This window comes from Robertkochia sediminum (assembly GCF_016786255.1).
GTDB classification, from domain to species: Bacteria; Bacteroidota; Bacteroidia; order Flavobacteriales; family Flavobacteriaceae; genus Robertkochia; species Robertkochia sediminum.
This window is the reverse complement of record NZ_JADMKT010000074.1, coordinates 46268-70639: the sequence shown is the minus strand read 5'-3', so window position 1 is coordinate 70639 and position 24372 is coordinate 46268. Positions and strand designations below refer to the sequence as shown.

24 protein-coding genes are annotated in these 24372 nt (G+C 45.5%); 9 read left to right on the top strand and 15 right to left on the bottom strand.

What is annotated here, in order from left to right; genetic code table 11:
- Nucleotides 1-19 precede the first annotated feature (19 nt).
- From IS446_RS07145 to IS446_RS07095, 12 genes are all read right to left on the bottom strand, one after another.
- Nucleotides 20-838: a TlpA family protein disulfide reductase gene (locus tag IS446_RS07145; RefSeq protein WP_203059322.1), complete on the bottom strand. Its 819-nt coding sequence runs from the start codon at nucleotides 836-838 to the stop codon at nucleotides 20-22.
- A gap of 60 nt (nucleotides 839-898) precedes the next feature.
- Nucleotides 899-1135, bottom strand: coding sequence for a hypothetical protein (locus IS446_RS07140; RefSeq protein ID WP_203059321.1), 237 nt, complete (start codon nucleotides 1133-1135; stop codon nucleotides 899-901).
- 60 nt (nucleotides 1136-1195) lie between these two features.
- Nucleotides 1196-1321, bottom strand: coding sequence for a hypothetical protein (locus IS446_RS15520; protein WP_262896243.1), 126 nt, complete (start codon nucleotides 1319-1321; stop codon nucleotides 1196-1198).
- Between the two features lie 135 nt (nucleotides 1322-1456).
- Nucleotides 1457-1930 (bottom strand): GNAT family N-acetyltransferase, encoded by a 474-nt coding sequence (locus IS446_RS07135; RefSeq protein WP_203059320.1) that lies wholly within the window; start codon nucleotides 1928-1930, stop codon nucleotides 1457-1459.
- Between the two features lie 56 nt (nucleotides 1931-1986).
- Nucleotides 1987-3888, bottom strand: coding sequence for a S9 family peptidase (locus tag IS446_RS07130; RefSeq protein WP_203059319.1), 1902 nt, complete (start codon nucleotides 3886-3888; stop codon nucleotides 1987-1989).
- Between the two features lie 267 nt (nucleotides 3889-4155).
- Nucleotides 4156-4644: a hypothetical protein gene (locus IS446_RS07125; protein ID WP_203059318.1), complete on the bottom strand. Its 489-nt coding sequence runs from the start codon at nucleotides 4642-4644 to the stop codon at nucleotides 4156-4158.
- Nucleotides 4645-4905: 261 nt separating this feature from the next.
- Complete coding sequence (locus IS446_RS07120) at nucleotides 4906-5490, bottom strand: anaphase-promoting complex subunit 10 family protein (protein WP_203059317.1); 585 nt, start codon at nucleotides 5488-5490, stop codon at nucleotides 4906-4908.
- A gap of 38 nt (nucleotides 5491-5528) precedes the next feature.
- Nucleotides 5529-6050: a hypothetical protein gene (locus IS446_RS07115; protein WP_203059316.1), complete on the bottom strand. Its 522-nt coding sequence runs from the start codon at nucleotides 6048-6050 to the stop codon at nucleotides 5529-5531.
- A 36-nt stretch (nucleotides 6051-6086) separates the two neighbouring features.
- The gene (locus IS446_RS07110; RefSeq protein ID WP_203059315.1) at nucleotides 6087-6623 is read right to left on the bottom strand and encodes a tetratricopeptide repeat protein; all 537 of its coding nucleotides are present in this window, start codon (nucleotides 6621-6623) and stop codon (nucleotides 6087-6089) included.
- 155 nt (nucleotides 6624-6778) lie between these two features.
- On the bottom strand, nucleotides 6779-9286 hold the full coding sequence (locus IS446_RS07105; RefSeq protein WP_203059314.1) for a M14 family metallopeptidase: 2508 nt from the start codon (nucleotides 9284-9286) through the stop codon (nucleotides 6779-6781).
- A gap of 78 nt (nucleotides 9287-9364) precedes the next feature.
- On the bottom strand, nucleotides 9365-9754 hold the full coding sequence (locus IS446_RS07100) for a PUR family DNA/RNA-binding protein (RefSeq protein WP_203059313.1): 390 nt from the start codon (nucleotides 9752-9754) through the stop codon (nucleotides 9365-9367).
- A gap of 74 nt (nucleotides 9755-9828) precedes the next feature.
- Entirely contained in the window at nucleotides 9829-11589 is a 1761-nt protein-coding gene (locus IS446_RS07095; RefSeq protein ID WP_203059312.1) for an ABC transporter ATP-binding protein, read from the bottom strand.
- Between the two features lie 144 nt (nucleotides 11590-11733).
- Here IS446_RS07095 and IS446_RS07090 point away from each other — a divergent pair, with 144 nt between their 5' ends.
- From IS446_RS07090 to yajC, 4 genes are all read left to right on the top strand, one after another.
- A complete protein-coding gene (locus IS446_RS07090; RefSeq protein WP_203059311.1) occupies nucleotides 11734-12837 on the top strand; it encodes a Glu/Leu/Phe/Val family dehydrogenase in 1104 nt (367 codons plus the stop codon).
- A 93-nt stretch (nucleotides 12838-12930) separates the two neighbouring features.
- Complete coding sequence (gene nusB / locus IS446_RS07085; RefSeq protein WP_235996438.1) at nucleotides 12931-13872, top strand: transcription antitermination factor NusB; 942 nt, start codon at nucleotides 12931-12933, stop codon at nucleotides 13870-13872.
- A 102-nt stretch (nucleotides 13873-13974) separates the two neighbouring features.
- Entirely contained in the window at nucleotides 13975-14433 is a 459-nt protein-coding gene (locus IS446_RS07080; protein WP_203059310.1) for a DUF1573 domain-containing protein, read from the top strand.
- Between the two features lie 37 nt (nucleotides 14434-14470).
- Nucleotides 14471-14761: a preprotein translocase subunit YajC gene (yajC, locus tag IS446_RS07075; RefSeq protein ID WP_203059309.1), complete on the top strand. Its 291-nt coding sequence runs from the start codon at nucleotides 14471-14473 to the stop codon at nucleotides 14759-14761.
- Between the two features lie 72 nt (nucleotides 14762-14833).
- Here yajC and IS446_RS07070 read toward each other — a convergent pair whose 3' ends face one another.
- Complete coding sequence (locus IS446_RS07070) at nucleotides 14834-15412, bottom strand: DUF1801 domain-containing protein (protein WP_203059308.1); 579 nt, start codon at nucleotides 15410-15412, stop codon at nucleotides 14834-14836.
- Nucleotides 15413-15651: 239 nt separating this feature from the next.
- Nucleotides 15652-16881, bottom strand: a complete 1230-nt coding sequence (gene pepT / locus IS446_RS07065; RefSeq protein WP_203059307.1) for a peptidase T — start codon at nucleotides 16879-16881, stop codon at nucleotides 15652-15654.
- Nucleotides 16882-16999: 118 nt separating this feature from the next.
- Here pepT and IS446_RS07060 point away from each other — a divergent pair, with 118 nt between their 5' ends.
- Genes IS446_RS07060 through IS446_RS07045 form a run of 4 tightly spaced genes read left to right on the top strand, consistent with a single transcriptional unit; the run spans nucleotide 17000 to nucleotide 20212 of the window.
- The gene (locus tag IS446_RS07060; RefSeq protein WP_203059306.1) at nucleotides 17000-18013 is read left to right on the top strand and encodes a quinone-dependent dihydroorotate dehydrogenase; all 1014 of its coding nucleotides are present in this window, start codon (nucleotides 17000-17002) and stop codon (nucleotides 18011-18013) included.
- Between the two features lie 2 nt (nucleotides 18014-18015).
- Complete coding sequence (locus IS446_RS07055; protein ID WP_203059305.1) at nucleotides 18016-18639, top strand: LysE family translocator; 624 nt, start codon at nucleotides 18016-18018, stop codon at nucleotides 18637-18639.
- A gap of 53 nt (nucleotides 18640-18692) precedes the next feature.
- The gene (locus IS446_RS07050; protein ID WP_203059304.1) at nucleotides 18693-19349 is read left to right on the top strand and encodes an HAD family hydrolase; all 657 of its coding nucleotides are present in this window, start codon (nucleotides 18693-18695) and stop codon (nucleotides 19347-19349) included.
- Complete coding sequence (locus IS446_RS07045; RefSeq protein ID WP_203059303.1) at nucleotides 19340-20212, top strand: hydroxymethylglutaryl-CoA lyase; 873 nt, start codon at nucleotides 19340-19342, stop codon at nucleotides 20210-20212. The genes IS446_RS07050 and IS446_RS07045 overlap by 10 nt, the downstream gene beginning before the upstream one ends.
- 75 nt (nucleotides 20213-20287) lie before the next feature.
- Here IS446_RS07045 and IS446_RS07040 read toward each other — a convergent pair whose 3' ends face one another.
- Nucleotides 20288-22543, bottom strand: a complete 2256-nt coding sequence (locus IS446_RS07040) for a TonB-dependent receptor family protein (protein WP_203059302.1) — start codon at nucleotides 22541-22543, stop codon at nucleotides 20288-20290.
- A gap of 576 nt (nucleotides 22544-23119) precedes the next feature.
- On the opposite strand from IS446_RS07040, the gene IS446_RS07035 reads away from it, so the two are divergent.
- Nucleotides 23120-24316 carry a DUF4856 domain-containing protein gene (locus IS446_RS07035; protein ID WP_203059301.1) on the top strand — a complete coding sequence of 399 codons (1197 nt, stop codon included), beginning with the start codon at nucleotides 23120-23122 and terminating at the stop codon, nucleotides 24314-24316.
- Nucleotides 24317-24372: the final 56 nt, after the last annotated feature.

Genomic DNA, 24372 nt, shown 5'->3' with positions numbered 1-24372 from the left:
TGATTATGGGTATGCATTGTCACCGAAAGGGACTATTATTGGTAGTGATCATATAATGGTTAAGCGTATCCAACAAATGCTCTCCTCTTAAATTCTTGGCAATGATCTTCCCATTGGGGGCGATAAGGAAGGAGGTAGGAAAAGTGTTAATTTGGTACACCTCTCTTATACCGTTTGATTCAGACTCCAGGGCCTGTAGCCATTGAATATCATATTTGTTTATCGCATTGGTTACAGCTTCCCGGGTATTGTTTACCGCAACTCCAAGAAACTCAATATCCTCCCGTTGGGTTCCGGCATAGGCTTTTTTAAGATTTGGGAGCTCATCTATGCAAGGTCTGCACCAGGTACCCCAAAATTCTAAATACAGGAACTTACCCTTGAAATCTGATAAGGCAAGGGAGTCGTTATTCTCCAGTTTTTTAATGTGGAAGGGTAGAGCATTAAATCCTACCGCTGTAGAATAGATCAACGTGTCTTTTGGCATTTTAAGGAGCTTCAGTTTTTGGGCTCCCGGGTCTATTCCGAGATTTTTGTAGATCCCGTTTTCCAAGAGAAGAAATTCGTTAAGATCGGCACGGTTATCGGGGTCGGTTGCTTTTGCAACAAAGGAGTGGTCATCAAAGGTGATGTTTACAAAACCATGACTTACCAGAAGTTCCTGACCCGATAGCTTTGTTTTAAAGTGTGTGGGGATATTGTAGATCAATCCACCTCTTTTATTGTCGAGGATCACCAGCTTTACGGTTTCAGAGACGATACCTTGATCCGAGCTTAATGCTACTTCAACTGCAGGAGCTTCCTGTATGACCTTTTCCAGGTCAAGATACGGACTCATTTTTTGAGCGATGTAGAGGGTTTCATCGCTAAAGTCCCTGTCATGGTCGGTGTCTATAATTTATTCCAGTTGGTTGGTGGCTGTTTTTCCAAAAGCGACATGAACGAAACAGTTTATGGGTTCTTCCGATAATTTTCGTCTGGTAAGATCAATATTCCACGACTGCTTAAGTTTATTGAAGAATTCTTCAGGAAGCTTCCCCGCATTATAATTTTGATAGGCAAACTGATGGGAGTCCAGCCAGATCTGGTCTACGTTACTATAGATCCAATGCTGCGGAACCCCGGTTGTTGGCATGGTAGTTTTTGCCCATTCGTTATTGTCGCTTTTAGGAGTCCAGTTGAGTGTAGCAAATTGCTAGGGGAAAGGACCATAGCCATCTATAGCTTCCAGGGGTAGTTCAATGATTGCCGTAGCTTCATTTTTATCTGTATTGCAAGCCAGGAGTAGAAGCAGCAAAGGAAGCCCGAGTATACGTTTCATAACACTTTATAATTTTTCAGGTTGGTTCAGGAATGATCTTTATTCCCGATAGATATATAGTCCTGAATATAAGAAAATAGTCGAAATTAAGTAGTTCCATATCTATTGATTACTTCCAGGGTAGCATGGAAAGGGTCACAGCTCTTTCTTCATCTTGAAGTTATTAAGTTCTATATCCATTCTCACTATGGTTTGTTCTTTCATCACTTCGAAACCCTGCTTCTCAAAAAATAGCCTTGCCGTCTTGCTAATGTCTGAGGTCAATTGACTATGTCCTTGTCTTAAGGCTTCTGCTTCGATCACCGTGTATAGTTTTTTGGCTATGCCCTGTCCTTGATGGTCTTTGTGAACATAGAAGAAGTCGAGATAATTGCCCTGGTCCAGGGTGGCGAATCCAATGATCTTGTTTTCCTTTTCTGCTACCAATACGTATTGATCTCTGATCATATCGCTCCAGCGCTTTTCGTTCTCCACGCTCGCGGTCCAGACCTTAATTTGTTCCGGAGTATAATCTTTACGGCATACTTCTTTGATGGTCTGTACAAAAAGTGTCTGCAGTTCATTCAGGTCGGAGACTGTTGCTTTACGTAAGGCTGTTGGTTGCGTCATGAGAGAAAAAAAGGAGGGGCAAGCCCTCCTCGTATAAATTTAGGTTTGGTTACGATCTATTTTAAGGTTTCATCCAGCCATTTAAAGAACTCTTTTTGCCATACGATCCCGTTCTGAGCGCTGAGTATCCAGTGGTTTTCATCCGGGAAATAGAGCAGCTTGCTTTTTATGCCCTGAAGCTGCGCAGCCTGGAAGGCTTCAAGCCCTTGTCCGATAGGCACCCTGAAATCCTTCCCTCCCTGGATGACCAGGATGGGGGTGTTCCAGTAGGCCACATAGTTTACCGGATTGAATTCATTGTAGGCCTTTTGGATCACCGGGTCGTCTTTCTTCCAATAAGGACCGCCGTAATCCCAGTTCAGGAAGAACAATTCTTCGGTGGTGCCGTACATGCTTCGGGTATTAAAAATACCATCATGGGCAATGAACGACTTGAATCTGTTCTCATGGATCCCGGCCAGCATGAATACAGAATACCCTCCATAACTGGCTCCTATGCATCCCAAGCGGTCATTGTCTACAAAAGGTTCTTCGGCCAGGGCATCGATAGCCGAAAGGTAGTCTTGAATAGCCTGGCCACCGTGATCCTTGCTGATCTGTTCATTCCATTCGACGCCATATCCGGGCATCCCACGGCGGTTGGGAGCTACGATAATATAGCCTTGAGCGGCCATAAGTTGGAAGTTCCATCTAAAGGAGTAGAATTGAGAGAGTGCCGATTGGGGACCACCCTGGCAATAGAGCAGGGTAGGGTATTTTTTAGATGGATCAAAATCCGGCGGATAGATAACCCATACCAGCATGTCCTTACCATCGGTGGTTTTTACGAGTCGCTTTTCGGTTTTGCTTTTCCCGATCTGGTCGTACATCGCATCGTTGACATGGGTGAGTTGTTTCATGTCTCCTTTCTTAAGGTCGACCGTATAGAGTTCTGAAGCACTATTGAAGGAGGTTCTGCTTACCACCAATTGATCTTTATATTCCCCAACGATCCCGGAAACATTGAAGTCGCCATCGGTGAGTTGTTCGATCACAGGAATCTTTCTCGCCAGTCCGGGGTTATCGACCACGAAAAGTTGAGTGGTTCCTTTTACCGGGGCTATAAAGTAGATGTTTTCACCATTAGCAGCCCAGTGAAAAGAATTCACCGTGCCGTCCCAATGTCCGGTAAGGTTTATGTTACCACCACGGGTTTTTACTATGATATCGTTCTTATCTGATTCGTAACCATCGCGCTTCATTTGCAACCAGGCCAGTTCCCCTCTGGAAGAGAATTGGGGAGCCGTGTCGTACCCTTTGTTGTCTGGGGTGAGGTTGGTGGTTGTCCCACTTTCAATATCATAGGCGAAGATGTCGGTATTCGTACTTACCGCGTATTCGGTGCCGTGCTTTTGCTTGGTCACATAGATCACCTGTTTGCCGTCCGGGCTCCATAGGTAATCTTCACTGCCGCCAAAAGGTTTTGTCGGACAGTCATAGGGTTGCCCCTCCATCAGGTCCTTGCCTTCTCCTTCATTGGATGTAGTGTACAAGAAGAGGTGGTCATACGCTCCATCTTCCCAGGTATCCCAGTGGCGGTAGTTCAGGGCGTCGTAGATGTAGACATCCGATTTTTTCAGTTCGGGATAAAAATCTTCCCCACTTACCTTCATCACTTTTACCGATTCGGTACCTAATCGATATTTACCGTCTGGTGATATCGCAGCATCCGGAAGATAATCTTCGGTGGAGGCGAGTTCTTTGGGAGTACCTCCTTCCACCGGAATAGCGTAATATTTTCGCGAAGAAGTATTTTCGGTGAGATCATAATGGGAAACACCGTAGATCACCTGGTCTTCATGTATCCCCATGCCGGAAACCCTGCCTAATTCCCAGAGTTTTTCGGGAGTAAGTGGTTCCTGTGCGGTAATAGGTAAGGTTAAAAGGAGGGCGATGAAGGATAGATAGAATAGTCTCATAATGATTAAATTGAACGTACCCCGAAATTACGAAAAAATGTATTGGGGAAGTCAACCTTCGCCAAGGCTACGGTTGATGATATGGGGGAGTGGGGAAATAGGGAGTAGCGAGGTCAACCTTCGCTAAGGCTACGGTTGATGAATAGGGAGTAAGGTTACGATGGTAAGAGGGCAGCGGTAGGATTAAAAAATCTAAAATCTAAAATTCAACATTCAAAATTCCTACCAACTCTTAACTCCTTACTCTTAATCCGGGTGATGTACAGATCACATGTCTTTTGCTATGATCATTGCTCTAAATTCCCGCCATTTGTCGGGGTCGCCATTTATGATATAGGTTTTTGGATTCTTGAAAAGCGCAGTAAGTCCGCCAATGGCGGCCCCCAGGCCACCACCTATGAGCGTACCTCCCATGAAACCTTCTCCGGCGGTATAGCCTAAAATGGTATCAGGATCGGCAGTAGCTGCACCCAGGATGGCTGCCGGGGCTCCTACTATTACAGCGCCCATAAAGACGTTATGGCCTGCTGACCGCTTGGTTTTTATCTTACCAATAGCGCTAAGGCCGATATCATAGATCTTGCCTTCGCGTTTTAATTGAAGAACGGTGTCGGAAACTGATTGGATCACACCCTTGTGCGTTTTATTTCTATTGAGGTCATAAACCCTGATAAATTCTCTGATCTCCATGGGTTTTTCCTGTGCATGGAGATTGAAGCCTACAGACAAGATGATGGCAAAGAATACATACTTCATCGTACTTTCTTTAAAGGTTAGGTAACCATCAGGGCACGAGAAGGCCGGAAGCAAAGAACATGGTCGAGGTCGTGTCGGGTAGCGTGAAGTTCCTTCAAACTGAGACGTATGGACAGAAGGTATTTGTTATATGAATTTCCACTATCTAAGTTACGAAATTCTAAAGGAAGTTTAGTCCTTGAATTAAAGCTGGGATGAGATTGCTATTGGGTACTGATCTTTTTTTTGATCCATTATACAGCGGGTGAAAAAACATGGACATTAGTGATCTGCTACCACCGATTTTCCATTCCATTGATAGCTTTTGAGTACTTCTACCGAATCAACTTCATATTGATCGTTGAGGTAAGACTTGACCAGGAGTATGTGGTCTTTTATGCCGAATTTTTGATTAGGGAAACGGTATTCGGTGATGGGGGTTGGTCCGTCACAATGCAGGTACTCTGTTTTCGGTAATTTGATGAGGGCTCCGTCTTTAGTTTTCAGGAAGTAGGTGGAATAGATATTTGAACAGCATACGTCGTAATCAGTTCTCAGATGGATCACCTCTGCTACATTGGAGAGGGATTGTCCGTTTGATACGGTAACCGAACTTTCGCTATAGGATTCGAGATCGGTTATTTTAAGGTCGTGTAATACTTTCCCATTTTCGTCTTTGAGGTATACCAACATGGTTTCTGGTTGTTTGCCGGAAGAAAAGGCTTTCCAATATGCCGATCTGGTGTCTTCATCAATATCAGTAACCGTGTATCGTGAGGTCTCCAGGAACTCACCGGTCGTTTGAGCGCCTGCGCGGGCATACAGCAGCGCTAAGCAGGATATCATGAGGTATTTGAACATATGCATTTTTGAGCTGTTTTTTTAGAGGAGCAGACGGATCTTTTTTATTGTAGCAGCGTTTCGATGCGCTTTAAATTTTCTGCATTCTTTCCGTAATCTACAATGGTGGTGACCACCTTCGGCTTGCTCCTTACTTCATATTCAAATCTGCCTTCGCCTTCCGACACCATGTCGATACGGATATTTTCTCCCCAGGATTTCCAGGTAATCCCCGACCTTAGCCATATCCCTTTGTCGGTTTCGGTGATCTTCATTTTACCAAACCTGGTATCTTTCCTGATCTTTTCCATCAAAGCATCAGGAGCCATCTGCGAAGTAAACCTTTTCACCTGGATCACCTCAAGATCGCTATCGCTAAAGGTAGTGCCATCTTTGTCTTTAAGGGATCTTTTATAGGAATACGCTGCGATGATGGCCATGGGTAAACCAAATCCAATACCACGTATAGCCATTTTCCATGGTTGGAGATCTTCCCCGGAGGTAAGTTCGAATGCGGTCATGATCCCCGTAAAGGTGATCCCTGTTATGAAAAACGTCCTGAGAAATAGTTTCGTGATCGGTGTCATGAGGTTTTATTTTGATCGATTACATATGATCATGAATTAAAGGAAGCGTTCCATCGCCACCCTGGCATCTTCAAGCCCCTTGGCGTATAAGGCTTCCAGCTCGGCTTTCGCTGCTTCGGTATCACCCAGCTTTGCCTTGATCACCGCTCTTGACATCTGAAAGTCTAAACGGTCGGGAGCAAGACTGATCGCTTTTTCTATATGCTTTAATGCCTTTTCGTGATCGGGTGTCGCAAATTGTTCAACGGTATGCCAGATCCCTAGATTGTTATGTGAAATAGCATTGTCGGGATCGTATTCCAGGGAATGCATAAAATCTGATGATGACAGCAATGCCACTCCAAGACTTAAATACAGTTCACCTCGAAATTGATAGATCTCAGAGAGCAACTTCCTGTCGGGGCTGTCTTTTTTCTTTTCAATAGCAATAGCGTCAGCATACATGTTCACAGCCATTTCAGGGTCGGTAGCCCCTTTGGCCAGAGCGAAGAGCAATCGCGGATCTGCCACTTTTTTATCGACAGGATGGATCTCGGGTTGCGTCTTTTTCTTTGGTTTGAAAAATTTGAACATAGCGTAGGTTATATCTAATTTAATTATGAATATAGTCTATAATTGTCGATTTACCAAAATGCCGGAGTCCCGGGGGTATTGGACGGATAAGACTCCGGGCCATAAAAAAAGCACCCGAACACGGGTGCTTCTCATTCATTTTTATGAACGTTTGTTTACATGATCTTACCAAAGAAGATCGCGTTCATCAGGAGTTTGTTTGTTCCGTACCAGAAGGCCCTGAAGTTGGTGTTATCGGTGAATCCGCTCACACGACCACGTCCCATTCTGTTGGTCTGAAAAGGAACGCTGTTCTTGAGCAGTTCCAGGTTCTCTTCTGAGATATAACCGCTAAGCAGTGGCTCGTTTGTATACACTATCGGATTGTAAAAACTCTGCTCATTAGGTTTTAGGTAGATGTTCGTATTGCGGAACAAGGCGATCTCATTGTTCTTATAACCCCAGTTTACCGGATGCGAGCGGTCGGTTTTGGCCTGGAAGATGGCACCACCCGTTACCTGAGCTCCGCGGAAGTTTCCGGCTTGCTCAAAGCTTAGTCCTTTTGCCTTCATAGGCTCTTCTGCCTTTTTTCTATCTGCTTTCAGGAAGCCATTGCTCATGAGCCAGGTTACCGAATCTCTGTACCCGATGAGGTTCCCCCCTTCGTTTACCCATTCTCGCAATGCACTGGTAGTTCTTTCGTCCATGGCATAGCTGCTCATGCTTGGTAATATGATGGTCGTATACTTTGAAAGGTCGGTACGGCTCATATAGCTCAGATCGAGTTTGGTGAGGGTAATATCGTACCGTTGATCGAACAGGTGCCAGATCTCTCCGGCGTCGTAAGAGCGTACGCCATTACCAACGACCATGGCGATATGCTGTGGTTTCAATGCTTCAAAATCGTTGCTTCCCAGGTCGATCCCTTTGGTGAGTCCGGTGCCTACGGCTGTGATATCGATATGACTTTCTTTGGCGATGGCACTTAATTTTTCATAGAGGGCATCGGAATCCAGTGCTTGTCCCTGTACCGGCACCATGATGGTTCCGTAGTCGTAGTTTTTTCCGCTAAGTTCAAAAGGCGTTTTACCCACTTTGGCTCTTAGTCCTGCATTCAAAATTGCGTTCAGGGCCTTTGGGGTGTAATACTCGTGCCATTCGAACAGGTAAGCGTATGGGCTCTTTCCGGATACCTTTCCTTCTTTGAGTGTTGGTGTTACCTGTGTGGCATTTTTTGGTGCGGACTTCACCTGGGCGTATTCCAGGTTAAAGGCTAGTGGGAAGGTCCATCCGCTAATGTCGTAAAAAAGGCTGTCTGTGAAGGTGGTGCGCTTTTCGAACATGGCTTGTACCAGTCGTGGATTCTTTTGGTTCTTAGGAACAATATAGCTATGTCCCGGAGTATAGGTCTTTCCGTTAATGGTCACGGGTTCTGTTGGCTCCAGGAGATCGATCTCATGACGCTTGAGGATCTCGGCCAGGTGATAGGCTTTTGCGGCATCTTTTTCATCACCGAAGATCCAGGTTTGTCCTTCTCCGGCCACGTCCTTAAAGAATCCTTGCTGATAGTTCAGAATATCTTCCCTCAGGGCATTTGCCGCCTGGAGCGTCGAGAGTCCGGTAGTGAACTGATTCCTGATGGTGAAGGGGAAAGTTAAAATTCCATTCTCACTCTCCTGGATATGACCTCTCGAACTTCCCTGCTCGAAGAGGATCCCAATACCGCCATTCACATCGGGGAAAGTAGATCCTTTTCCGTAATAATAGTCGTCGTAGTTCTCTTCAGAATAGTACAGGGAACCGATCTTGTCCAAAGCCTCGGCGTGGTATTTCCCGATCTCTTTGGTGAGCTTCTGGTTCATATCGGGAGACAGGGGGTGCACACGCATAGGTTCTCCCGGCTGGAAGAAGAAGGTGGAATTGGTGCCCATTTCGTGGTGGTCGGTAAGGATGTTCGGCTTCCATTTGTGAAAGGTGGCAATACGTGCACGGCTTTCAGGAAGCTGCACCGGCAGCCAGTCGCGGTTGAGGTCGAACCAATAGTGGTTGGTTCTTCCCCCGGGCCATACCTCGTGGTATTCCCTGTCGTTGTTATCTGCGGTAAGGTTCTTATTCTTATTGGTGTTCGCCCAGTAAGCAAAACGCTGCAGTCCGTCGGGGTTAAAGCTGGGGTCGAAGAGGATCACCGTATGCTTTAAGAGGTCTTCGATGGCGACTCCCTCGGCAGCTGCCAGGTGATAGGCCAGTGCCATAGATGCGTTAGATCCGCTGGGCTCATTTCCGTGAATGGAGAATCCCTGGTATACGACAATAGGCATATCGCTTACCGAGTGATTTCCCTTTCCGTCGGTAAGGGCCAGGTGTTCTTTCCGAATGTTCTCGAGGTTAGCATGATTATCGGGATGGGTAATGGTGAGCAGGATCAATGGTCGCCCTTCGAAAGTCGTGCCGCGGTTTTCCAGGGTAATACGGTCTGAAGCATTGGCCAGGGTTTGCATATAGGTGAGCAGTTTGTCGTGGGTAACGTGCCATTCTCCTACCTCATGTCCTAAGATGCTCTGAGGGGTGGGAATAGCCTCGTTATAGGTGGTGTTTTCCGGCAAATAATACCCCAGATCCGGTGTCTCCTGTGCCGAAAGGAATAGGGTACACATACATAGCAGTATGGATGATAGTGTTTTCATAATAGTGATGTTTGGATTTTTTGAAAAAAAAACCACCTTCCCGGAAGGAGGTGGCTTTTATATAAAAGTTGGTGTGGTTTAAAGGTCTTCGAAACTGATGTCGCTGATCTTTTCGGCGGTAGCACTCTCGCTAACCATCTCAGATTCCTCGTCCTCATTCAGTGTACTTTTCTTAAAGTCTTTCTGGTGACGTTCAGAGATCACTTCTTCTCCTTTCTCATCGATAACAAAGTTGGTCATCTCCTCGAGAATGTTCTGAAAAGCACTGAAGTCTTCTTTGTAGAGATAGATCTTGTGTTTTTTGTAGTGGTAAGATCCATCGTCGTGGGTAAACTTTTTACTTTCGGTTATGGTGAGATAATAATCTCCGGCTTTGGTGCTTCGTACATCAAAGAAATACGTTCGTCTTCCGGCTCTTAAAACTTTAGAGAATATCTCTTCTTTCTCTGCAAAACCTTTATCGCTCATAATCTCTATTAAGTGCTTAAATTAAATGTTAACAAAACCAAAAATGTAAAAAAAAATGAAATATAACAACAAATTCAGAAGTTTTCTTTTTCTGACAATTGACTTAAGTAAAGTTCCTTATAATAGCCTTCTTGGGTTATCAATTGATTATGAGAACCTTGTTGTTTTATGCGGCCATCTTCGAGTACGATAATTTTGTCGGCATTTTTCGCAGAAGAGATCCTATGGCTTACAATTATGGTGGTAGCCTGTTCTGAAACGGCCTTTAAATTCGCTAAGATCTCTTCTTCGGTTTCGGTATCTACGGCCGAAAGGCAATCGTCAAAAAGGTAGATCTTTGGCTTTTTGATCAGGGCCCTGGCAATGGAAACCCTTTGCTTTTGTCCGCCACTTAGGGTAACCCCTCTTTCACCAAGGACCGTATCATAACCCTTAGCGAATCCTTCAATATTCTCATGAACGGCGGCTTGCTTTGCAGCGTTGAGTATCTCCTCTTCTGAAGCGTCGGCCTTACCAAAACGAATATTATTGCCTATGGTATCAGAGAACAGGAAAGCATCTTGCGGCACGGTACCCGTACCTTCCCGCAGCGAATCCAGGTTGATCTCCTGTATAGGGGTGTCGTCTATAAAAATGGTTCCGGTGGTAGTATCGTGTAAGCGGGCCACAAGTTCCAGAAGGGTCGATTTTCCCGAACCTGTTTTTCCGATCACGGCCAGGGTTTCGCCCGGTTCTACGGTAAAGCTTACGCCGTTCAGGGCTGTGATGTTCGTATCGTCGTAGGTGAAGGTAACATCTTTGAATTCGATCTTACCTTGCAAGTTTACCGGTGGGGTATTGGGATTTTGGATCTCCGGTTCTTCCAGGAGGAATTCGTTAATACGCTTTTGAGAAGCCTCGGCCATTTGAACGATCGAGGTTACCCATCCGACCGTAGCTACCGGCCAGGTGAGCATGTTTACGTAAATAATAAACTTCAGGATCACCCCGGTAGAAGCGATCTCCCCATTGATATATTCGCGACCTCCCATATAGATCACAAAAAGGTTACTGATCCCGATCAGGAGGATCATAAGCGGAAAGAACCAGGAGTTGACCTTGGCCAGCGCCATGCTGGTGTCTTTTCCCTTTTGTGCCAGGGTATTCCATTCTTCGCTCTGACGCCCTTCGATACCATAGGCCTTGATCACTGAAATACCGGAAAAGGTTTCCTGGGTAAAAGTCGAAAGTTCAGACAGGAATTCCTGAACCTTAGTACTCCTCACGTGGATAATGCGGCTTATGCGGTAAATGAGTACCGAAAGAAAGGGGAGGGGGATCAGGGTATACATGGCCAATTTGGGTGCCGTGTAGAACATGAGTGGGATCACACAAACAAAAAGGGTGAGGGTTTGAATGCTGTACATCAGGGCAGGCCCCCCGTACATGCGCACTTTACCCACATCTTCGCTAATGCGGTTCATCAGGTCGCCCGTGCGGTTTTGTTTGAAGAAGCTCAGATTGAGACGTTGGTATTGTTCAAATACCTCATTCTTCATATCGTATTCGATATAACGCGAAACGTTGATAATGGTTTGACGCATTAAAAACGTAAACAGAGCAGTGAGCGCTGCCGATCCTATAATAATAATGATGTTTCTGAGCAGGATGGCCTTGATACTGTCAAGGTCTTTGGTCTCGTTAAGCAGGTAGGGTTCAATGGCGTCTACAGAATACTGAATGTACTCGGGCATGACCAGGGAGAATACCCTGGCAATAATGGTAATAAGGATACCAATGAACAGCTTACCACGGTATTTGATAAAAAATTTGTTAATGTATCGAAGTTCCTTCATAGCAATGGTCGAGATCACATAAGATTAATAATAATGCAATAAAAAACCCTGTATTTGTGATAGTTGTGAATTAAGTATTACTTTTGCCCTCGATTTTTGAAATAATCACAACTCAAACGATATAGTTGAATTAAATCCTAAACAATGATTTCAGAAGTAATGGCTTCGGCTGAAATTAAAAAAGTTGACCCGGTTTTTGGTCAGCTTTCCTTTAACGATCACGAACAGGTTGTTTTTTGCCAGGACAAAGATACAGGTTTAAAGGCAATAATCGGAATTCACAATACGGTGTTGGGACCAGCCCTTGGAGGTACCCGTATGTGGAATTATAACAGTGAGTGGGATGCCCTGAACGATGTGTTGCGTCTCTCGAGAGGGATGACCTATAAATCGGCCATCACCGGACTCAACCTCGGTGGAGGGAAGGCCGTGATCATCGGGGATGCCAAAACCCAGAAAACTCCGGAGCTTATGAGACGCTTTGGGGAGTTCGTAGATTCTCTTGGTGGAAAGTATATCACTGCTGAAGACGTGGGAATGGAAACCGCCGATATGGATACCGTTCGTGAGGTGACTCCTTACGTTACCGGAATTTCTGAGGAAAAAGGCGGTGCCGGAAATCCGTCGCCTATTACAGCTTATGGTGTATTCATGGGAATGAAGGCCGCTGCTCACTATTGCTTTGGTGATGACAGCCTTGAAGATAAGAAAGTGCTCGTTCAAGGCGTTGGACACGTAGGTGAGACCCTGGTCGATTACCTAACCAATGAAGGGGCACGCGTATTTATCTCTGATATCAATGAAGAGCGTCTTCAGGAGCTGAATAGAAAATACAAGGCCAATATCCTTGGCGGGAATGACGTGTATACGGCCGATGTAGACATCTATGCGCCTTGTGCATTAGGTGCTACGCTGAACGATGAGACCATCACTGCCTTAAAGGCCAAGGTGGTGGCAGGTGCTGCTAACAACCAGCTGGAAGACGAATTGCGTCATGGGCAAATGCTTAAAGATCGCGGGATCGCTTATGCGCCCGACTTCCTGATCAATGCAGGTGGTATCATTAATGTGTTCGCCGAACTCGAAGGTTATGGTAAACACGAGATCATGAGAAAGACCGAGAACATCTATAATACGACCCTCGAGATCTTTACACACTCCGATAAACACGGAACAACAACCCATAATTCGGCCCTGAGCATTGCGCAGGAACGTATTGATACCCGTAAAATGGAGGGTAAAAAATAAGTTGGGTTTCTAAAATAGTCTTATTTTTGCAAGGCGAAAGTTCTTAGTGACTTTCGCCTTCATATTTTTAATCGTTTTATAAGTTCTTTTAGCATGTTAACAAGGAGACATATCAGGGTGAAGGTGATGCAGTCGATCTATGCCTTTATTCAATCTCAGGATTCTGACCTGAAGAAGGAAGAGAAATTTTTAAATGCAAGCATGGAGAATATGTACGGGCTTTATCTCTACCTCCTCGGACTCCTTGCAGAGATCAGAGATCACGCTGAAGAACAATTACAACTTTCCCAGAAAAAGTACCTGGCGACCAACGAAGACAGGAATCCCAATCGAAAATTCGTAAACAATGCCCTATTGCGCCAACTCTCTCAGGACGAGGCGTTGAAAGAAAAGCTCGCCAACCGTTCCCTGAGCTGGGAGCTCGATGATGAATACATTAAGATCCTTTGGAAGGCCATACAGGAAAGTAAGCAATACGAGGCGTATATGGGTTCGGGTAAGAGCGACTTTGAAGAAGATAAAAAGTTCGTTCACGATATTTATCAAAAGGTGATCGCACCTAATGATAAGCTCTTTGAACACCTCGAAGATAAAAAGCTTACCTGGATAGACGACCTCCCCCTGGTGAATACCTTGATCCTTAAAATGATCAAGAAGACAACGAAGGAGGCGGCAGAAGATTATTTCTTCCCTGCCTTGTATAAAGATGAGGACGATATGGAGTTTGCCAAGACACTGTTTCGAAAGACCATTCTCAATGATGAAGTGATCCAGAAGGAGATCGAAGGGAAAACCCCGAACTGGGATACCGAGCGTATTGCCGAAATGGATAGTATACTTTTGAAAATGGCGATCTGCGAATTTTTAAAGTTCCCTTCTATCCCGGTGAAAGTAACCATTAACGAATACCTGGAGATCGCCAAAGAATATTCTACACCCAAGAGCAGTATTTTTATTAATGGTATCCTCGATAAATTGGTCAAAGAATACCAGACCAATAATTCCTTAAATAAGGTAGGACGCGGATTGATGTAAAGGAAATATTTCTTTACATTTGGGACCGTTAGAGACTTAACGATATTAATTTTACCTGTGACTTACAGGTATGCTATTGTAACACAAATCAAAACCAGTATTATGAAAAAAGCGATCTTTTTATCCGGAGTAGTAGCTTTTATGGCTTTTACTTCTTGTAAGGAAAATGCTTCAGAAAAAATTAAAAGTGAGAACGTAGAAATGGCTGAGCAAAGAGATCAGGCCAATTCTAAGCACGCAGTGATGACCTTCGAGGCTACCGACCACGATTTCGGTAAAATCGTTCAGGGTACACCTGTAGAGAAAGTGTTCACTTTTACCAATACCGGAGATGCACCGCTTATCATTACCAATGCCAGCAGTAGCTGTGGGTGTACTATTCCACAATACCCTCAAAACGAGCCTATCGCTCCGGGAGAGTCTGGAGAGATTCTTGTGAAATTTAACGGTAGCGGAATGAACGAGGTGAACAAAACCGTTAGGCTTATTACCAATACCGAAAAAGGGACCGAGCAGCTTCGTATCAAGGCTTTTGTAGAGCCTAAAGATGCAGCCCAATAAGCGGTTTCCTGAATTATAAATTATTTAAACCATTTAAATGGAGGCATTAAATCAATTTGCTCCTTTTATCCTGATCTTTGCGGTAATGTATTTCTTTATGATCCGCCCGCAGATCAAGAAGCAAAAACAGGAGAAGAAATTTGCATCAGAACTTAAAAAAGGTGATCGTGTGATCACCAAAAGCGGACTTCATGGTAAGATCGTCGATCTTGGAGAAGACGACACTTGTATTATCGAGACCATGGCCGGAAAAATGAAGTTCGAGCGTTCAGCACTTTCGCTGGAGCTCTCTCAGAAACTTCAGCCTAAAGCTCCTGCTAAGAAGTAATTCACCAGAGTATATGCAATAATAAAAAAGCACCGTGATCACGGTGCTTTTTTTATGTTCTGTATTTGTCGTTTAGGCCCATACCCGAACGAATAAGTTCTCCAATACCTTTTGCAGTCGCCTTTGCTGTGTGCTTTCGCGTTTGGCCTCGGCGATATGTTCCGAAAACTCTCTTTTCTTGAAAGGTGGAAAGGCCTCATATACTTGTTTTAATGCAGTATCATTTGCTAGGGCTTCGTGCAATAATGAGTGAGGCTTGGTGTTCGTGGCAGCTTTATTTGCTACCGATGGCTTAGGAGCCTCGTGAACGGCGGCCAGCTCTAAAGTTTGTTTGAGGTAGGCCCTTACATGTTCCTTGTCGATCTCGTCGATACCGGAGAATTTCCATTGTCTCAGGTATTTGGTTTTCCCTTCCTGTACATTTTCTAAATGGCCAAAAGCATCCTCCAACAGATAGCCTTCGTAGAACCAAAGGGAGAAATGGTTTTTAAAGGCGGCTATCCCTACCAGGTTTCGTCCGTATGCCGTATACACCGGGGCTTTCCATTTAAGGGTTTCCTGAAAAGGGTGTTCCAGTAACAGGCTCCTCAGGGTCTTAAGGGCGCTGCTCCATCGCGGGTTCTTTTCAATATAGGTCGCTATTTTATCCATGCCGGAGTTAACAGATTACGGTTTTCAGTTAGCAGTTAGCGGTTTGCAGATTAAATCCTTCAGCCTACCGAATAAGGCGTATAGCTTACAGCATTTTTTCACGCATCAGCCTTCACTCCTCTCAGTTGTGGTTAACAGTTTTCAATTTACGGTTTAGAGCTCAAAGCCTACCGCGTACAGCTTACTGTATTTTAGCCTTCTTCACTCATCACTCATCACTCATCACTCTTCACTACTCCCTATCTATATTTATCAGCTGTTAGCTCAGCGATCTTCACGATCACCTTGGTAGCTTTTTCCATGCTTTCAACAGGCACGTATTCGTATGGCCCGTGAAAATTGTGTCCTCCCGCAAAGATGTTCGGGCAGGGTAGACCCATATAGGATAGCTGTGAACCGTCGGTACCACCGCGAATCGGTTTAATAATAGGCTCGATATCCAGGTCTTTCATGGCCTGTTCTGCAATGTCTACAATATGCATTACGGGAGCTACCTTCTCTTTCATGTTAAAGTACTGGTCCTTGATCTCCAGGTTGGCTACATCCCCGTACTTGTTGTTCATATTGGTAACCATCTGCTCCAATAGCTCCTTGCGGGCCTGGAACTTATCGCTGTCGTGATCTCTTATGATCCCTTTCACTACGGTAAGCTCTACTTCACCGTGAATATCGGGGAAGTGAAAGAATCCTTCCCTTCCTTCGGTGTGCTGAGGGACTTCGTTTGCAGGAAGCATGCTCAGGAATTCTGTGGCGTATAATACTGAATTTTGCATCTTCCCCTTGGCGTATCCCGGGTGAACGCTCTTTCCTGTGAACCTGATCTCTGCAGATGCCGCGTTAAAGTTCTCGTATTCCAATTCTCCGATCTGTGAGCCGTCCATGGTATAGGCCCATTCGGCACCGAATTTGGCAACATCGAACTTGTGCGCCCCTCTACCGATCTCTTCATCGGGGGTGAAGCATACGCGAATCTTACCGTGTTTGATCTCAGGGTGCGCGATGAGGTATTCCATGGCGCTTACGATCTCGGTGATCCCGGCTTTGTCGTCGGCTCCGAGGAGGGTAGTCCCGTCTGTAGTGATCAGGGTTTGGCCTTTATAAAGCTTAAGGTCTTCAAAATAGTCTGGAGAGAGTACCATTTTACCTTCTTTGTCAAGGGTAATGTCCTTACCATCGTAATTCTCGATGATCTGCGGATTCACATTGGTGCCTGAGTAATCGGGAGAGGTGTCAAAGTGTGCCACGAATCCGATCACGGGAACGTCGTGGTTTACATTAGCAGGTAGGGTAGCCATGACGTAGGCGTTCTCGTCTATGGTCACCTCTTCCATGCCTATTTCTTTGAGTTCGTCGACCAGTAAATTGGCCAGGTCCCACTGTTTTTCGGTACTGGGAGTGGCTTCAGATGCAGGGTCGCTCTGTGTGTCTATAGTGATGTAACTAATAAATCTGTCCTTAATATTTTTCATGGATCTTCATTTTCCCCAAAAATACTACTTTCACCAGCAATCACAGGGATGCAATCCCCTAAAAAAAAGCTTCGCTATGTAGGGGGATTCATTTATTTTTGCTTAAACATTAAACTTCATGTATAAGTCCCTTATTCGTCCCCTGCTTTTTAAGTTCGATCCGGAAGATGTTCACCATTTTGTTTTTGGAGCTATTCGCTTTATACACCGTATTCCCGGAGTGCCTTCCTTGATCAGAGGGATCTTCCAGGTAGAGGATAAACGTCTTGAAAGAGAGGTTTTTGGCCTTAAGTTCAAGAACCCTGTGGGGGTTGCAGCCGGATTTGATAAGGATGCCAAGCTTTTTCAGGAATTGTCAAATTACGGCTTCGGATTTGTGGAGATCGGGACCTTAACCCCAAAGCCCCAGCCGGGAAATCCGCGCAAGCGCCTGTTTCGTCTTAAAGCAGACCAGGCTATTATAAATCGCATGGGGTTTAACAATGGCGGTGTCGATGAGGCCGTTGAGCGCCTAAAGAAAAATAAGAACGTTCTTATCGGGGGAAATATTGGTAAGAATAAGGTCACGCCTAACGAAGAGGCTGTAAATGACTATATCTACGCTTACAATGCCTTGTTCGACTATGTGGATTACTTCGTGGTGAACGTTAGTTCGCCCAATACTCCAAACCTGAGGGCCCTTCAGGATAAGGAGCCGCTTACCCACTTGTTGAATACACTCCAGACCTTGAATAAGAAAAAGGAAGCGCCAAAACCTATACTTCTTAAGATCGCTCCGGACCTTACCGATGATCAACTTACCGATATCATTGATATCGTTAATACTACGGGTATCGCCGGGGTCATTGCGACCAATACTACTATTGGCAGAGACGGACTCAAGGATGCGAATAAGGAAGAGACCGGCGGACTCAGCGGAAAGCCCTTAACGGCTAGATCTACCGAGGTGATACGCTTCCTGGCGGAAAAAAGTGGGAAGTCGTTCCCGATCATCGGGGTAGGAGGGATACACACTCCCGAAGATGCGATCGAAAAACTCGAGGCGGGTGCCGACCTGGTACAACTATACACCGGATTTATCTACGAAGGTCCGGCTTTGGTAAAGGCCATTAATAAAAAGTTGCTGGACTAATTTTGAATGCCGAGATCCTCTTAGCCTTTGTGCTTTCTTCAGGTGTTCTGGCCCTTTCTCCAGGGCCCGATAATATCTATGTGCTTATGCAGAGCCTGGTGCACGGGGTTAAATACGGGATGGCTACCGTGGGCGGACTCATGACCGGGTGCCTGGTACATACTTCCCTGGTGGCTTTTGGCGTTTCTGCCCTCATACGTCAAAGTCCATGGCTGTTCACCGCGATCAAGATCTTTGGTGCGGGATACCTGTTCTACCTGGCGTTTATGGTGTACAGGAGTAGCGGGCAGATCGACCTTAATGAAGGGGTTCCCAAAAAGAAGCCTTCAGCACTGTTTGTGCAGGGCTTTTTTATGAATGTGCTCAATCCTAAGGTATCTATATTCTTTCTGGCCTTTTTTCCCGGTTTTCTGTTTAGCGACGCTATGAACACGGTGGGGCAGTTCTATGTGCTCGGACTATTGTTCATCTTGGTATCCGGGATCATTTTCTCTCTTATCGCCATGCTGGCAGGGCGTATTTCGGGGTATTTAAAAAGACATAAGCGCAGCGGACTCGTCTTCAAATGGGTGCAAATTGTAGTGTTCGTGCTTATAGGTTTCTTTATTCTGCTATCAGAAAATTAATTGTTTATAGGTAAGAGGTTCGTTATCTTTGGTGGAATTGCCAAATTCCGGGTATGAACAAATTTCTCATCTTTGATATGGATGGGGTGCTCGTAAACAGCGAACCCTTTCATAAGGAGGTCCTTCTTGATGTTTTTAAAAGGCGATCGCTGGTTATGAGTGATGCCTATTACAGTAGTCTTGTGGGGATGGCCAATCGCGCTATTTGGGAAAAGGCCAAAACCGATTTTGATCTTGAAGAACCTGTACCCGACCTTATGCATACGCATATGGAGCGGTTGTTCGACATGCTTGAAGATCGGGATATTCCGCAACCGGAAGGCATGCCTGAATTACTGCAGCGATTGCGGCAAAGTGATATTCGCTGCTCTTTAGCTTCATCCAGTCCGATGCGACTTATCAATGCTTTTACAGACCGATTGGGGATCGATGATCTCCTTGATCATAAGGTAAGTGGTGAAGACCTGGAGCGAAGCAAGCCCTTTCCCGATATCTTCCTTCGTGTGAGTGCGCTTTACGGCGTTGCTCCCGAGCATTTCTGGGTGATCGAGGATAGCGGTCACGGAGTCAGGGCGGCTGTGGCGGCCGGCATGAAATGCATAGGGTATATCAATCCCGATTCAGGGGCTCAGGACCTGGGGCCGGCACATATGAAGATCGACCATTTTGATACACTAAATGATACGGTACTGAATACATTATGGAGCTAACCGATAAAGTGAAACTCATTGAATGTCCGCGCGATGCCATGCAGGGCATACGCGATTTTATTCCTACCGAAAAAAAGGTGGTATACCTGCAGGCCTTATTGCGCTGCGGATTTGACACCATAGATTTTGGAAGCTTTGTATCGCCAAGAGCGATACCGCAAATGCGGGACACTGCCAAGGTGCTGGACAGGCTCGACCTGAGTGCGACGCAAAGCAAACTCCTCGCGATCGTAGCCAACGTTCGTGGTGCTAATGATGCTTCCGGTTTTGAGCAGATCGACTACCTGGGCTATCCGTTTTCGATCTCCGAGAACTTTCAGATGCGTAATACCCATAAGACCATAGCAGAGAGCATTGATGTCCTTCAGGAGATCCTAGAGATCGCCGATGTCTCCGGGAAAGAAGTGGTGGCCTACCTGTCTATGGGATTCGGTAATCCTTATGGGGATCCCTGGAATGTTGATATTGTAGCAGACTGGACCGAGAAATTGCATAAAATGGGCGTTCGCATCTTATCGCTTTCCGATACGGTGGGCACTTCGACCCCCGAGGTGATCTCCTATATATTTAGCGGACTCATTCCTGCGTATCCTGAAATGGAATTCGGAGCCCACCTGCATACTACCCCCGATACTTGGTTCGAAAAGGTCGATACTGCTTACGGGGCCGGATGCCGTAGGTTCGATGGTGCTATTCAGGGGTATGGCGGTTGCCCAATGGCCAAGGATAAACTTACCGGAAATATGCCTACCGAAAAACTCCTTTCGTATATGAATAGTAAAAAGGCCGACTGTGGGGTCCGGGCAATGAGTTTTGAAAGTGCCTATAACGAGGCGTTAAAGATATTCGGAGCTTATTTTTAAAGATGGTGTTACACCATAAAAAAGTCCCCTGTTCATAAGAAAGGGGACTTTTTTTATGTTAAGATACAGTATGATCTAGAATCCGAAGCGTAGCCCGCCATAGGCTGCGAACGGAAGTCCCGGGCGCAGTCCTGCCGGAACGCGCGACACGGCATAGGTCTCGTTTAAAAGGTTCGAGATGTTCCCTGTGAGACTCAGGTGCTTTGTCAGGTGGTAGTTCGCCGCCATGTCTATAACAAAGTTCGAAGCTACTTCCTGGTCGGCAGGTATTGCACCACTTCCGGCCTGGGTTCTGAAGGCCCCGTTGTAACGCCCTGAAAGGTTAAGGTCAAAACGCTTGTGAACAAGGCTGAGCATAGCGTTGAACTGGTGCTTGGAGATATAAGGCATCTCATCGCCAACTGCCACATCGCCCCAGAGTTCGTCTGAGCTGCTGAAACTGTTTCTGAATTCGCTATCGGTGTAGGTGTACCCAAAAGTAACAGGCAGTGAGAATGCTTTATTCTCTTTAAGGAATTCGTAGTTCAGTAAAACTTCCATACCTATTACATTTACCTCCCCGGCATTGAACTGATCCAGGTTTCCGGTACCTCCGGTAGCAGCAAAGTCGCTCCCAAGAAGATTGCTGTAGTCGTTGAAAAAACCAATGAGTTCTCCGCTTAGCAGGCCAAAGCTGAATCGCGATCCCAGCTCGTAGTTGATACTTTCTTCTGCATCCTGGCCTTCGGTACTTCCCGGAGGAGAGAATCCTTTGTGAATACCTCCAAATACACTTACCCTGTTGTCGAGGTTGTAGTTGAATCCGATGCCCGGGATCCATACATCTACCTTGTTCTCTCTGCTGGAAAGGTCGATCCCTGTTCTGTCTACATCGTTCTTTCCGTAATCGTCCCGGGCAAGGGTCATGCTTTCAAAACGCAGTCCGGGAGTTAGGGTCAGGTCTTTGTATTTGAACTTGTACATGGCAAAGGCCGCCAGTGCCGTGGCATTGTGTATGCGGTTAGAGTCGGTACCTGGAATACCGGCCGTTTTCAGGTTCATGATACCATTGGTTATGCTGTAATCGTCTACCCATTGAAAACGATCCATTTCGTCGGTGTGGTAGCGAAGTCCGATCTCGATATCGTGAAAGGTTTGGTCGCCTCTCCAGTGGTAGTCAAGCTTGGTCTGTACCCCTCTGGAGTCGTATGCTCGGTTGTTGGCCTTTACCATCAAGGCATCACCAGCATTGTTTGCAGCGCCGCTAACCACAGCGTACTCTTCGGTATAGGTGAACGGATCGTTCATGATGCTGGCAATACCAACACTACCGTTACCGGCATCAACCTTGTCCAGTTTATACCAGTTTCTTTTAAAGGAGTTGATGTAACCGGTGGTGCTGATGCGAAAATCCTTGCTGAGGTCGAGCACGTGCGTAGCCGTAAATTGGGTGTGCTCATTATCCATATTATCGATCTGCGTTCCCGCATACCTTCTGAAGGGCGTAGCGTTGAAGTCGTTTTGAGATAACCCGAGGTAGGTTTCGTTCGAATCTTCATCGCCATATTGAAATTTAAGGGTAAGCGATTGCTTAACGGCTGCCTCAGGATCGGTGTTCACTCTGAATTTTGCTACCAGGTCGTTCTTGTCGAAACCGGTGTTGCCACCATTGTCAAGATCTTTGAATCCGTCGGAAGTGTAATTGAGGTATTCGATCATATAGCCAAAATGCTTTCTGCTGTCGCCAATGCGAGCCTGTGCCCTGGTGCTGTTGAACGAACCGTAAGTAGCTTCAGCCATACCGGAGAAATTGTCTGGAATAGGGGTAGAGATCAGGTTGATAGCACCTCCGGTGGTATAGGGCCCGAATTGTACCTGGCTACTTCCTTTAAGTACTTCCACAGCGTGCATACGTGCTATGGTCGGGAAGTAATAGGCGGCAGGAGCACTATAAGGGGCGGGGGCTATAAGTACACCGTCTTCCATAAGGGTGATCTTGGCGCTTCGCTCAGGAGACGTACCGCGTAAAGAGATGTTCGGACGAAGCCCGAATCCGTCTTCCTCGTACATATTCACTCCGGGAACACTCTTAAGCACACGATTAATATCGGTGTAGTTGAATTTTTGAATTTCTGCGGGAGAAATATAATAGGAAGAACCGGTGCGGTTTCTCGCTTCAAACTTGCTTCCAAAGATCACATTGGCAGAAAGTACCACCTCGTTGAGTTTGTATATCGAGTCGAGTGTGGTTAGAATAGGGTCGTTTTCTTGTTCTTGCTCTTTTTCCTGGGCGAACGTCTGTCCGAGGAAGATCATGCAAAAGATAAGGGGGAGGTATTGCTTTAGAGTCATCTTATTAAGACTAATTAAAAATAAATTCAAATTCTTAATGCAAAGTTAAAATGGAGTTTTGATTGACCCAAATTTATTTAGATTAATTATAGATAGATAAGTAAATTTTATGTGATCCCCGGTTTTCACTTGTATTATTTATGGTAATCTCCAGGCGACAGGGAAGGGGTGTATTTTTTGAACCAGGTTTAGCAACTATTGGAATGATCCTTAAACGTGTGTTTGGCCTTGCAGGATATTTCATTTTAGGTGGGATTGAATCGCGATAATCTACTTCATGAATGACCGCTTAAAACTGTAGAATGTCGTGAGATCATGGATGGAAAGTGGGCATCATGGAAAGGAATAGGAGGTCAGGTACCGGATGCTGCCTTACCGTTTTCACAAGATCGGGATCTGTATTGCATAGGTTATCAAGGCTTTATGTTCTTGAGGTTAACAGGGATTATCTGTCTAAATACAATCATAATGTATTTTTATTTGAAATTAATCTAAATAAGTTTTGACTTCCTGCTGTTCGTTATTATTTTTGTTTCCCGAAATCAAACATTATTTAAATTTAATCTAAATAAAAAGATGAGGAAACGATTCTTAGGCATAATTGCCCTTGCACTACTTACCACTGCTTGTTCAGACGACGATAATCAAATGGATATGGGGAACATCCAGGCCCCTTCAACGTACGAATTTACACGTGACGGTGCGTCTACTGTTAGTTTCAGTGGTCAAACAACAAGAATACAAATGGGGGAGGCCTTAGGGAAGGCACTTATGGACCCTGCTACCTCTTCAGAAGCACTAAAAGCGATGTACGCTCACGAGGCAGGGACACCTAATTTTGACGATGAGACGCTTAACGCTTCTTCTAAGAATATCCGCAGCAAAGTAGCTGCATCAAGAGATTATTTCTTTACCAACAGCACGCTTTCTGCTGCGATCAAACAGGATTTTGAAACATGGATAGACGGACAGGCCAATGAGGTGTTTTCAAGCTGGAACCAGGAAGCTGCAGCCGGAGTTCCCGGATTTATCCAGGAAGCCGGTGGGGGATCTGTACGTTATGTAAACGCCAAGGGTCTGGAGTACGATCAGATCGTGATCAAAGGACTTATCGGTGCGTTAATGACCGATCAAATGCTCAATAATTACCTGAGCGTATCGGTGCTTGACGAAGGGGCCAATCGTGCTAACAATGATAATGGTGTAACCGAGGAAGGTAAGTCGTATACTACCATGGAGCACAAGTGGGATGAGGCCTACGGCTATCTTTACGGTACCGAAGGCAACCCTGCATCACCGATTCTCGGAGCCGATTCTTTCCTCAGTAAATACCTCGGACGTATGGAGGGGGATCCAGATTTTGCAGGGATCGCTCAGGAGATATTTGATGCTTTTGCTCTTGGTAGACAGGCGATTGTGGAGAAGAATTACGAACTTCGCGATGCCCAGGCAGATATCATTCGTGAGAAAGTTTCTATGATCATCGGTGTTAGAGCTGTCTATTATTTGGAATATGGAAAGCAGGCTTTTGCAGCAAACGACAAGGCTGCGGCTTTTCACGACCTTTCTGAAGGGGTAGGGTTTATCTATAGCCTTCAGTTTACCAGAAATCCGGAGACCAACCAACCGTATTTCACCCATGAGGAGGTGACCAATTACCTGGAGACCCTGCTTGCAGGAAATGGGTTTTGGGATGTAGAGGCTTCAACACTGGAGAATATGGCTGCCGAAATTGCTGCCAGATTCCCTTTCACCGTAGCCGAAGCACTGTAATAACCTTCTCGAAAGAATAGAAAGAACCGAAAGGTGAGTATAATAAATGAAGTGAG

What these genes read in the sequence shown, in the direction of transcription:
- IS446_RS15520 (WP_262896243.1), bottom strand. Translation starts at nt 1,321, where the DNA reads ATGAAACGTATACTCGGGCTTCCTTTGCTGCTTCTACTCCTGGCTTGC.
- IS446_RS07140 (WP_203059321.1), bottom strand. Translation starts at nt 1,135, where the DNA reads ATGCCAACAACCGGGGTTCCGCAGCATTGGATCTATAGTAACGTAGAC.
- IS446_RS07095 (WP_203059312.1), bottom strand. Translation starts at nt 11,589, where the DNA reads ATGAAGGAACTTCGATACATTAACAAATTTTTTATCAAATACCGTGGT.
- IS446_RS07045 (WP_203059303.1), top strand. Translation starts at nt 19,340, where the DNA reads ATGGAGCTAACCGATAAAGTGAAACTCATTGAATGTCCGCGCGATGCC.
- IS446_RS07125 (WP_203059318.1), bottom strand. Translation starts at nt 4,644, where the DNA reads ATGAAGTATGTATTCTTTGCCATCATCTTGTCTGTAGGCTTCAATCTC.
- IS446_RS07035 (WP_203059301.1), top strand. Translation starts at nt 23,120, where the DNA reads ATGAGGAAACGATTCTTAGGCATAATTGCCCTTGCACTACTTACCACT.
- IS446_RS07115 (WP_203059316.1), bottom strand. Translation starts at nt 6,050, where the DNA reads ATGACACCGATCACGAAACTATTTCTCAGGACGTTTTTCATAACAGGG.
- IS446_RS07145 (WP_203059322.1), bottom strand. Translation starts at nt 838, where the DNA reads ATGAGTCCGTATCTTGACCTGGAAAAGGTCATACAGGAAGCTCCTGCA.
- pepT (WP_203059307.1), bottom strand. Translation starts at nt 16,881, where the DNA reads ATGAAAAATATTAAGGACAGATTTATTAGTTACATCACTATAGACACA.
- IS446_RS07090 (WP_203059311.1), top strand. Translation starts at nt 11,734, where the DNA reads ATGATTTCAGAAGTAATGGCTTCGGCTGAAATTAAAAAAGTTGACCCG.
- IS446_RS07130 (WP_203059319.1), bottom strand. Translation starts at nt 3,888, where the DNA reads ATGAGACTATTCTATCTATCCTTCATCGCCCTCCTTTTAACCTTACCT.
- IS446_RS07100 (WP_203059313.1), bottom strand. Translation starts at nt 9,754, where the DNA reads ATGAGCGATAAAGGTTTTGCAGAGAAAGAAGAGATATTCTCTAAAGTT.
- IS446_RS07080 (WP_203059310.1), top strand. Translation starts at nt 13,975, where the DNA reads ATGAAAAAAGCGATCTTTTTATCCGGAGTAGTAGCTTTTATGGCTTTT.
- IS446_RS07050 (WP_203059304.1), top strand. Translation starts at nt 18,693, where the DNA reads ATGAACAAATTTCTCATCTTTGATATGGATGGGGTGCTCGTAAACAGC.
- yajC (WP_203059309.1), top strand. Translation starts at nt 14,471, where the DNA reads ATGGAGGCATTAAATCAATTTGCTCCTTTTATCCTGATCTTTGCGGTA.
- IS446_RS07105 (WP_203059314.1), bottom strand. Translation starts at nt 9,286, where the DNA reads ATGAAAACACTATCATCCATACTGCTATGTATGTGTACCCTATTCCTT.
- IS446_RS07040 (WP_203059302.1), bottom strand. Translation starts at nt 22,543, where the DNA reads ATGACTCTAAAGCAATACCTCCCCCTTATCTTTTGCATGATCTTCCTC.
- IS446_RS07120 (WP_203059317.1), bottom strand. Translation starts at nt 5,490, where the DNA reads ATGCATATGTTCAAATACCTCATGATATCCTGCTTAGCGCTGCTGTAT.
- IS446_RS07135 (WP_203059320.1), bottom strand. Translation starts at nt 1,930, where the DNA reads ATGACGCAACCAACAGCCTTACGTAAAGCAACAGTCTCCGACCTGAAT.
- IS446_RS07060 (WP_203059306.1), top strand. Translation starts at nt 17,000, where the DNA reads ATGTATAAGTCCCTTATTCGTCCCCTGCTTTTTAAGTTCGATCCGGAA.
- IS446_RS07070 (WP_203059308.1), bottom strand. Translation starts at nt 15,412, where the DNA reads ATGGATAAAATAGCGACCTATATTGAAAAGAACCCGCGATGGAGCAGC.
- nusB (WP_235996438.1), top strand. Translation starts at nt 12,931, where the DNA reads ATGTTAACAAGGAGACATATCAGGGTGAAGGTGATGCAGTCGATCTAT.
- IS446_RS07110 (WP_203059315.1), bottom strand. Translation starts at nt 6,623, where the DNA reads ATGTTCAAATTTTTCAAACCAAAGAAAAAGACGCAACCCGAGATCCAT.